The sequence below is a fragment of the Sivoneniella epilithica UHCC 1019 genome (assembly GCF_040830845.1).
Lineage (GTDB): Bacteria > Cyanobacteriota > Cyanobacteriia > Leptolyngbyales > Leptolyngbyaceae > ULC077BIN1.
Map to the genome: position 1 here is coordinate 25,915 of NZ_JBFPDP010000047.1, position 7,956 is coordinate 33,870.

The window sequence follows — 7,956 nt, forward strand, 5'->3', positions numbered from 1 at the left end:
GGGCTTCTGTCATTTGACCTAATTGATAACACGCCCTAGGCACTTTGAGGTGTTATGGCTGGGCGACCTTGATAGAGATCTAGCCCGACTTCGATCGCGCAGACTGCCGCAGTGATGGCGATGATTAGCACGGCTGGAAGAGTGGCACCCGCGATCGCGACGATGAACAGCACTCCGGCAGCCGCTAATCGATGTTTTGTTCTAGCTTTGCACTTAAAAATAATTCCGGTACGGTGCAGCACTGCCAGTGAAAGAAAACACAACGCCACCGAGCCACAGATTAACCAGCGTTCTGAGTCTGTTAGAAGCGTTCCGTCTTTATTCAGAATCACATGCTCTACGCCAATTCCGGCGGCAGCTATCCCAATCACCAAAGGCAGATGGGAGTAGAACCAGAATTGAAACACTCGCAACCGACCCGACGTTTTTATGGCTCGAATGGATGAACCATCTACATTGTCAAAATAAACCCACCAAAGGCTGAAGGCAACGACAAAACCAAATATCGCACTGAAGGCGCTGATACCACTCCATTTCATCTCGGAAACGCCATTCACCACGGCAATAATTGCTTCTCCTAGGACAATGATGGTAAACAGTCCAAATCGCTCTGGAAGATGTTCTAAATGAGGGGGAACGGCTGCTTGATGCCGTTGGGCGGTGAGCGGGGTAGCAAAATCAACCGCTAAACCCAATCCCCAAAATGCAAATCTGAGCGGCACTGGCACAAAAGTGGAAATAATCCAGAAAGCTACCGCGATCGCAAAACCAATTGAATAATGCGTGGTTAACCCCCGTACCGTGGGAATGCACCAGCCAGCCCATAAATACTCCAGCACCAACACGATCCGCGCCGCTGCATAGGATAGGGCAAAGCCGGAAGATGAATCATCTAACCCATGATGAACGTTGATCGCTAGTGCCGCGATCGCCAACATTTGCACCCCCATCAACACGCGCCGAATCACCGTATCCGTATCAAAGCGATTGGCATACAGCGTGGCACCAATCCACGCCCACCACAACGGCACAAACAGCACCACAAAGCCTACAAAGCCTTTCAGCGAAACATCTTGACTCAAGTTATGGGCAACTTGCGAAACCGCTACAACAAACACCAGGTCATAGAATAGCTCTAGCCAGGTAACCCGGCGGGTGTTGTCATCTTCTCCACCCCGAAGCCGAGGCGGTTGCATCCAGCTAGTCATAGGTCAGTTAGAGATACAGAAAAAACAGAACACCTGAGAGTCAGGTTTTAATGAGCATAGTTTACAATCCCGCAGTACGCCAACTTTACGGGCTGCTTTTTCAGCGATCGCAAGTTTTGACACGATAGCAGCAATAACCTGTTCTCATCTACCTATTCTGGCGTTGCTGAATGCCAGTATGATTTCTAACTGTAGGGGTAGGTCTTGTGACTACCCTGACGGAGATCGAGGGCAACCACAAGGGATTACCCCTACAAATTTCATCCCCAGATTCAGCAATGCCGTCTATAAACAACTCTGCTTAAATCTTGCTTAGATTTGGACGTATGTTCAGGTTTGTTTAAGAACCATTCAGTACATTCATGAATCTCAATAAACTTTGAGATTCCACATTAGCAAGGGTTTTAAGCTTAAGTAATCAAATTTTAAAGCGCGCCCTTGAGGACTTGAACCCCAGACATCAGGTTTTGGAGACTGGAACACCTATACCTAAAACCCTTGCTAGGTATAGCTTAGCAAAGTGTACCATTGCAGCTTGCTTAAAACCTGCCTAACTTTGGCGCTTCGGAGCCATATTTTTCTAGACTTTGCTGGATATTTTGGGCATCATTGAATCGTTGTTCACTTCGATAAAATGAGTTCATTAGTTCTAGATACAGACATTCCGTCAAATATCAACACTTTGGAGCGGTTGATCGCTTGGAGTGGTTACACGCTGGCATTTGTTAATCCCACGATCGGAGTATTGGAAACACCAGATAACGCCCAGAAAGTGGCACAAGCGCAAATTTTTCAGGCTGCTGACAATACCTATCGGATTTTGATCCGTGCCTGCTTGCCACTATCCAATGACTATTCAAGCGATCGCACGGTGAAAATTTGGCAGCATACCCAGGAAGTTTCTAACGTGGTTGTCCCTGCTGGATTTAAATCTAACTAGGAATGGCACCCTTTCCAACCAAACCTCTATACGCTCCTACGCCTGCTCAAAGCACACCTTTTAGCGCACCCGCGTTTAACACTACAGCGCCGGGACAGCTTGCAGTATATAAACCTCCTACTGCTGGAGCAATGTCTCCCAGCGCCGCTCCGATTCAAGGTGAGCTACTCGATCCACTTCCTGCCACTCCTAAGCCGTCTCCACCTTCCCCTCGCCCCCCGGCGATCGATGTTCCATGGCAACCCGTCAACGAATTTAAGCCTAAACAATATCCGTCAACCGCTCCAACACCCAGACCATCGGCAGGTGTACCAAGACCAGGCGGCGGCGGTGGGGCAGCAGCAGCAGCGGCTGCACTTGGTGGAGCGCTTCTGGGTGGTGCAGGCTTAGGAGAAGCGATCGGCGGCACGGGGGGAGGAATTGCCGGGGCAGCGGTCGGAGCTTTTGCGGGTCCGGTTGGTGCTGCGGTTGGTGGGGTGATAGGAAGTGCTTTAGGGGCTGCACTGGGAGGGGCGATCGATCAGGCATTTAATCCAACAATGCAGCCGGGACGGATGCCCGGTTTTCCCATTCCAGTAAACGCGCCATCAGAGATCTATGCTGACGCGCTTTATCGGGTTGATGCCTATGTAGTCCGAACACCAAAACCAAACGGTCAACCATCAAGCTCTGTCAGCGGCGGCGGTCAGGCTGGCGGTGATACCTTAGCAGCCCTAATCAATACCTATGCTGCTACATACAATTATGAGAACGAATTTGAGACAAGTACAGGATCTATCAATGTTGTTGTACTTGAACCCGGAACACAGCCGATCTCTAATCCATTTCCTCAAGGTGATCCGATATCCAATCCCTACCCAGTTCCCTATCTAGTTCCCGCGCCGTCTCCCATCCCTTCACCTGGCAGTCAGCCCTTACCCTACGCACTTCCAGAACCCTTCCCAGCACCTGCGCCCTATCCTTTTCCTTTCCCTTCACCAGCGCCGTCACCGTTGCCTGTCCCTGAACCTTATCCAACACCAGCGCCGTCACCAACACCAGCGCCGTCACCAACACCAGCGCCGTCACCATCAGGTTCACCTAGTGGCTCTCCATCAGGTTCACCTAGTGGCTTACCTATTCCCGCGCCCATTCCAACTCCTCAACCCGCGCCAACTCTAACAAAACCGCCAACACAAAAACCAGCCAGACCGGGCGACTGCTGTGAGTGCGAATGTGAACCTTGCTCTATGGTGATGGTCATGGTCAAAGTTTTTGATAAATGTGAGAAAAATCCAATCACAGGCAAAGTAGAGCCGAAGTTTAAGAACGAGCAAGTTGAAGCACTGGAAGGCACAGAAGAGCAAATCAAGTTGCTGCACGATCGCGTTTATGAACTCGAAGCGGTTAAATGCAAAGACACAGAAGATTGCTGTATTGCCGCAAGTCCTGAATGGTGGCAATCACGCCCTGGCAACGATCGACCACAACTCTTGTTGCAATTTGCAGAACTAAAAGAAGATGGAAGTTTTGGAGAACCTAAGTATCAAATGACGATTCCTCACTACTACGGGGATGAACTAACCGAGCCACCTATATCGCCTTACCAAGGTGGCAACTATCAAGGGTCACTGACTCTCAAAGACAACAGCAAAATTATTGTAAATGCTGCATCCGCTGAACAAGCCGAAACAACTTTGGTTGAAGCAGTTAGGCTAGTAGATGACGACTTTTTAGGAAACAATCAATTCAAAATCGGACCTATGGGCGGACGTGGAGTAGCAGAAAAGAATTTAGTCTGTCGTATTGCAAAATACTTTGAAAACGGACAGCGAAATACTAAACCTGCCTGGATCTCATATTTCTATGAACACTAGCAGAAGACCATTTCCAGCAATTTGTCACCAATACAAGTATCGTCGTGTGGTGCATGACTTGGAAAAACTAGTAAAACTTGAAGATTACGCGATCGCAAATTATTTAAGTGTGTCTGGCGTTAGAGGCAGACTTAAAACTGGAAAATTACTAGGCTACAAGTTAGGTTGTTGTTGGTGGATTGTTGATGAAAGTAGTCGATGATTAAGGTTCGACTGTTATTTTGTTCAATGAATATTACTTTTAGGTGTTACAAAGTCAATACTAATCTCAAAGAAATGAGGTTTCTATGGCTCGTTATTACATTGCAATCAGTCCAACAGCTTATGTTAGGTTCAATGCTCCTGTTGCTAATTACACAAATCTCTTAGCCGATTTAGGGGTAGAAGGCATACCCCCCGCAGGCATTCGGTTAAAAGGGAGTGTTTTTAACTATCCTGTGACAGCTTTCAGAGTTACTCTTGATGCTGGCGGTCTTAACCCTCCAACTTATGGACGTGTACTATGCGCTCCAGCAAATGCTGGAACTGCGCCTGCGGCGTTAGTTGGCAAAACATATAAAGGACAAACAATTTTGGAAGCTAATCCGATCAGACGGAGAATTCTAGCTCCTTAATGTTTCTGAGATTTGCTTTCACGTTTTTTCTGGGTTTTTGTAATTTTTTAAGGATTTTAATCATGGCAACACTTCTAAACACAGACATTCAATCCACGACTTTAGAAGCGGGATTATTGGAAATAGTCCAACTTTTGCAAACAGCAGAACAGGCTTTTGAGCCAGATCCTGGAATTGCCAAACCCAACAGAGTTCAACTGACAATTAACACCGATGCAAAGACTGCTAGCATCTCTGTCACGTTGCCGCTTAATCTTGTTGTTTCTGATACGGGTGCTATTATTGCGGCTGCTGAACCCTATTGCTAAAGTTTTATGTGGGTGTATTTGTCCAGCTTTTCGTTAACTGTTGGCTGGCAGTTCACGCCAACATTTGCAAGCGATTTCATCAGACTGACTCACACTTTGCCCGGTGCAAACTATGGACGTGGTTTGATTGGTCAATCTGAGCCAACCGGGACAGAGTTTTTTCAGGTTAAGAGGCTGTATTTGAAGCAGGCTGAACGGCAGATATTTGAGGTTGTTCAGCCTGTTTTCTTTCCACTTCGGACGATCGCGCTAAAAGCATATATTTTTCCTACAGTGCCCTGGACTGTAGACATTGAATATTGGCAATGAATAAACAGACTATTGAATTACTCCAGCTTGTCGTGCTGTGCCTCTCTATTGGATCAGCGTGTTTTGCTGCGATCAGTTGGTACTCTGCCTCTGTGCAAAAGAAGTATGCCTCTCAGCGAGACTTTGAGCATTTGAAGCGCAATTATCAGCAGCTATCGGAAGGTCAGGCAACAATACTAAAAGAGTTTGATACTCGTTTTGATAAGGCAACGTTAGACGCGATCGAATCTAAGAATCTGTTGAATGTGATTCTGATCAAGCTGTCCAATGATGCATCAACGGGGTGGACTCGGAAGCCATGACTAACCCCGCAGGCGATCGCGTTCTAAATCATAAATTGCTTTTTCTACTGCCCATTGTTCTGTTCTGTCAGGGTTCATGATTCGCACTTTTTCGACCAATCGTCTACCCTGTTCAACGTCTCCTAACAAAAGCTTGTATAGTTTCCGCTTTGTGGATTCAGATGCTGACTGAGATGGCATTTTCCGCTTTGTTTCAGCCAACGCTTTCAAATCGCGAGAACTCATAGCTAACGGTTTTTCTTCAGTTCCCCTCAGCACGGCTCCAGTCACCCCCCAGTGTTGCAATGTCGGTTTTGTTGAGGGTGTAACTATTAGATTTACTAGCGCCGCCGGCGGTGACATTTTCTTGCCGTGGCGTAAGTCATACATTACCTTTTGCAAGCACCATTCCATTGATTTAGCTGGATACTGCTCACGAATTGCTTTAATTAGCTCAAAACTTCGTTCTTTATTGCCATTGACCAGTTTGAGGATCGCAGCCAGCAAAACAGTTTGATCGTTCATATGGGTAAACTAAGCCTAGATACTTACAAGCCCCTCTATCTACACAAGATGAGGGGCTTTTTTAATAATTCCCATAAAAAAGCCACATTGCACACTGGCAATATGGCTAAGCCCTCACATCAAACTTTTAAGCAGCGATCGCCGTCTTGGTACGGTTGATCCTGATTTTGCCTAACTCCTCCAGACCTGTAAATCTGGCTTGAAGCGGCAACGGGTTGTTACCCAGTCCTAGGAGCTTCATAAAATCCCTTGTCGCAATCGAGTAGGGGTTATGGTCGAAGCCGCCGCCAATGAATGAAAGTGCCCACAGGAGCCGATAGGTTTCATGCTTTGAATCTGAGAGTCCTTCATACTCTGGAACGTCTTCCAGAATATGAATTTCCCGACTACCAACAAGAACACGTCTGTCCCACATAGTTAGTTATCGTCTGATACGTCCGTTCTATCATAGCTCCTAAGTATTGCTTCCACCTCTTCCGGATCTGGCTTGGGGTAGTCCTCTTTATAATCGCCATGATCACCATGGGGATGAGGTGAGATGGCACCCAGTTCATCAGTGTCCGAGCCTAAACTCATGGCGGCAGCGCGCTGTAAATCCCTTGCTCTGTCTTCTTCGTCTGTCATGACCAGCTATCCTCATTAGGGTTTGCCTGATCAACATTGCTGGATTGCATGATGTCGGGTTTTTCCACTGGAGCAACGGTTACCCAAGTTTTACCAGGATCGGCGGAATCGTGAGCGACATATTCAATTCCATGCAATATGTCCACAGCGCCTTCCTTCGTCGTTGTCACTGTTACTGTGACGCGATCGTCAAAGTATTCGGTCATAATTGGTTTGCCTCGTGATTGGGGTAGCCCGTGAGTGAGTCTCTGGAAATTCGCACTCACGGGTTTTTGATTATTTTTCGTCGTCTTCGTCTTCCGCTTCGTCTTCGTCTTCGTCTTCTTCTTCGTCTTCTTCTTTGGCTTCTTCGTCGGAAGAGCCGTAAGAGATGGAGGCGTATGGGATCTTCTCTTCAGTCATGGTTTTTCTCTAGGTAAGTGGGTAATGAAGCCCGTGTGAAGACGGGCATGAAACTAAACTCTGGAGGGTGCGCCTGTCTATTCCAGGCTGTCGCTAGTTGAGCATGGCTTCCTCCTCTTCATTGGGTGTGCCATCAACTTCTAAACCGAACTCAGCGGCTAACCGTTCCAAAGACACTTTGAGAGCTTTTGCAATCAGAACAGCCGTATCAAAGCTAGGGACAGCGCCGCCATTTTCCCAAGCTCTAACCGCTTGTTCCCTCACATGAACCTGCAATGCAAGCTCAATCTGAGTCAATCCTGCTTTCTTTCTAAGTGCTTTCAATCCGGGTCTGACCTTGCTAACTTCTTGACTCATAATAGACGGTTGACAAGCGACGGTCAAGCGTCTAATTTGAAGTAGACGGTCGCCGCGACTGTTGCTAAAGGACTCATCAACGCGGTTCAGGGTGCAATCTCAGCCGCGTTGATGTACCTGATTATCCAATTGAATTAATCCAAACAAATAGTTATGACCGAATCAAACGGAAAGCATAAAGTTTTACCGCACTATCGGATCACGCCCTCAGACGTAAAAAAAGACCGCCTAGATGGTCTTTTGACTGCTAAAGGTGCAATCTTTTACCTAGTCAGCGCATCGCAAAAGATAGGAACTCCAGTCAGGATCAACCCGCGAAAAGTGTCCGCTGAGTTGTCAATCAGTAGAACATCTTTTTATGACGCGATATCCAAATTGAAGCTGGAGGGGCGCATCGATTTTGAGGTAGAAGGCGATTTAATCATCCGCATTTCTCAGTCCACAATTCCGGACTCTCAGTCCACAATTCCGGACTCTCAGTCCACAATTCCGGACTCTCAGTCCACAATTCCGGACTCTCAGTCCACAATTC

The 7,956-nt window shown here is 47.2% G+C and carries 14 protein-coding genes; 7 read left to right on the forward strand and 7 right to left on the reverse strand.

Annotation, left to right across the window (positions count from 1 at the left end; genetic code table 11):
- Positions 1–35: 35 nt before the first annotated feature.
- Positions 36–1,208: a low temperature requirement protein A gene (locus AB3R30_RS21670; protein ID WP_458651291.1), complete on the reverse strand. Its 1,173-nt coding sequence runs from the start codon at positions 1,206–1,208 to the stop codon at positions 36–38.
- Between the two features lie 634 nt (positions 1,209–1,842).
- On the opposite strand from AB3R30_RS21670, the gene AB3R30_RS21675 reads away from it, so the two are divergent.
- The 6 genes from AB3R30_RS21675 (at position 1,843) to AB3R30_RS21700 (ending at position 5,537) form a co-directional block, all read left to right on the forward strand.
- Positions 1,843–2,148, forward strand: a complete 306-nt coding sequence (locus tag AB3R30_RS21675; RefSeq protein WP_458651292.1) for a hypothetical protein — start codon at positions 1,843–1,845, stop codon at positions 2,146–2,148.
- A gap of 2 nt (positions 2,149–2,150) precedes the next feature.
- Complete coding sequence (locus AB3R30_RS21680) at positions 2,151–4,004, forward strand: hypothetical protein (protein ID WP_458651293.1); 1,854 nt, start codon at positions 2,151–2,153, stop codon at positions 4,002–4,004.
- Between the two features lie 287 nt (positions 4,005–4,291).
- Positions 4,292–4,618 carry a hypothetical protein gene (locus AB3R30_RS21685; protein WP_458651294.1) on the forward strand — a complete coding sequence of 109 codons (327 nt, stop codon included), beginning with the start codon at positions 4,292–4,294 and terminating at the stop codon, positions 4,616–4,618.
- Positions 4,619–4,680: 62 nt separating this feature from the next.
- The gene (locus AB3R30_RS21690) at positions 4,681–4,926 is read left to right on the forward strand and encodes a hypothetical protein (RefSeq protein ID WP_458651295.1); all 246 of its coding nucleotides are present in this window, start codon (positions 4,681–4,683) and stop codon (positions 4,924–4,926) included.
- A gap of 6 nt (positions 4,927–4,932) precedes the next feature.
- Positions 4,933–5,235 carry a hypothetical protein gene (locus tag AB3R30_RS21695; protein ID WP_458651296.1) on the forward strand — a complete coding sequence of 101 codons (303 nt, stop codon included), beginning with the start codon at positions 4,933–4,935 and terminating at the stop codon, positions 5,233–5,235.
- Positions 5,232–5,537, forward strand: a complete 306-nt coding sequence (locus tag AB3R30_RS21700; protein WP_458651297.1) for a hypothetical protein — start codon at positions 5,232–5,234, stop codon at positions 5,535–5,537. The genes AB3R30_RS21695 and AB3R30_RS21700 overlap by 4 nt, the downstream gene beginning before the upstream one ends.
- Here the strand turns inward: AB3R30_RS21700 and AB3R30_RS21705 are convergent, their stop codons facing one another.
- From AB3R30_RS21705 to AB3R30_RS21730, 6 genes are all read right to left on the reverse strand, one after another.
- On the reverse strand, positions 5,538–6,041 hold the full coding sequence (locus AB3R30_RS21705) for a hypothetical protein (protein WP_458651298.1): 504 nt from the start codon (positions 6,039–6,041) through the stop codon (positions 5,538–5,540).
- A 127-nt stretch (positions 6,042–6,168) separates the two neighbouring features.
- The gene (locus AB3R30_RS21710) at positions 6,169–6,456 is read right to left on the reverse strand and encodes a hypothetical protein (RefSeq protein ID WP_458651299.1); all 288 of its coding nucleotides are present in this window, start codon (positions 6,454–6,456) and stop codon (positions 6,169–6,171) included.
- A 2-nt stretch (positions 6,457–6,458) separates the two neighbouring features.
- Positions 6,459–6,665, reverse strand: a complete 207-nt coding sequence (locus AB3R30_RS21715; protein ID WP_458651300.1) for a hypothetical protein — start codon at positions 6,663–6,665, stop codon at positions 6,459–6,461.
- A complete protein-coding gene (locus AB3R30_RS21720; protein WP_458651301.1) occupies positions 6,662–6,871 on the reverse strand; it encodes a hypothetical protein in 210 nt (69 codons plus the stop codon). The genes AB3R30_RS21715 and AB3R30_RS21720 overlap by 4 nt, the downstream gene beginning before the upstream one ends.
- A 70-nt stretch (positions 6,872–6,941) precedes the next feature.
- Positions 6,942–7,067, reverse strand: a complete 126-nt coding sequence (locus AB3R30_RS21725) for a hypothetical protein (RefSeq protein ID WP_458651302.1) — start codon at positions 7,065–7,067, stop codon at positions 6,942–6,944.
- A gap of 93 nt (positions 7,068–7,160) precedes the next feature.
- On the reverse strand, positions 7,161–7,424 hold the full coding sequence (locus AB3R30_RS21730; protein WP_458651303.1) for a helix-turn-helix transcriptional regulator: 264 nt from the start codon (positions 7,422–7,424) through the stop codon (positions 7,161–7,163).
- A gap of 153 nt (positions 7,425–7,577) precedes the next feature.
- Between AB3R30_RS21730 and AB3R30_RS21735 the strand changes: the two genes are divergently transcribed.
- The coding region (locus AB3R30_RS21735) for a hypothetical protein (protein ID WP_458651304.1) at positions 7,578–7,956 on the forward strand (379 nt) is incomplete at its 3' end.

Bases quoted from the DNA above. Each gene is read 5' to 3' on its own strand.
- AB3R30_RS21670 (WP_458651291.1), bottom strand. From the start codon at position 1,208: ATGACTAGCTGGATGCAACCGCCTCGGCTTCGGGGTGGAGAAGATGAC.
- AB3R30_RS21675 (WP_458651292.1), top strand. From the start codon at position 1,843: ATGAGTTCATTAGTTCTAGATACAGACATTCCGTCAAATATCAACACT.
- AB3R30_RS21680 (WP_458651293.1), top strand. From the start codon at position 2,151: ATGGCACCCTTTCCAACCAAACCTCTATACGCTCCTACGCCTGCTCAA.
- AB3R30_RS21685 (WP_458651294.1), top strand. From the start codon at position 4,292: ATGGCTCGTTATTACATTGCAATCAGTCCAACAGCTTATGTTAGGTTC.
- AB3R30_RS21690 (WP_458651295.1), top strand. From the start codon at position 4,681: ATGGCAACACTTCTAAACACAGACATTCAATCCACGACTTTAGAAGCG.
- AB3R30_RS21695 (WP_458651296.1), top strand. From the start codon at position 4,933: ATGTGGGTGTATTTGTCCAGCTTTTCGTTAACTGTTGGCTGGCAGTTC.
- AB3R30_RS21700 (WP_458651297.1), top strand. From the start codon at position 5,232: ATGAATAAACAGACTATTGAATTACTCCAGCTTGTCGTGCTGTGCCTC.
- AB3R30_RS21705 (WP_458651298.1), bottom strand. From the start codon at position 6,041: ATGAACGATCAAACTGTTTTGCTGGCTGCGATCCTCAAACTGGTCAAT.
- AB3R30_RS21710 (WP_458651299.1), bottom strand. From the start codon at position 6,456: ATGTGGGACAGACGTGTTCTTGTTGGTAGTCGGGAAATTCATATTCTG.
- AB3R30_RS21715 (WP_458651300.1), bottom strand. From the start codon at position 6,665: ATGACAGACGAAGAAGACAGAGCAAGGGATTTACAGCGCGCTGCCGCC.
- AB3R30_RS21720 (WP_458651301.1), bottom strand. From the start codon at position 6,871: ATGACCGAATACTTTGACGATCGCGTCACAGTAACAGTGACAACGACG.
- AB3R30_RS21725 (WP_458651302.1), bottom strand. From the start codon at position 7,067: ATGACTGAAGAGAAGATCCCATACGCCTCCATCTCTTACGGCTCTTCC.
- AB3R30_RS21730 (WP_458651303.1), bottom strand. From the start codon at position 7,424: ATGAGTCAAGAAGTTAGCAAGGTCAGACCCGGATTGAAAGCACTTAGA.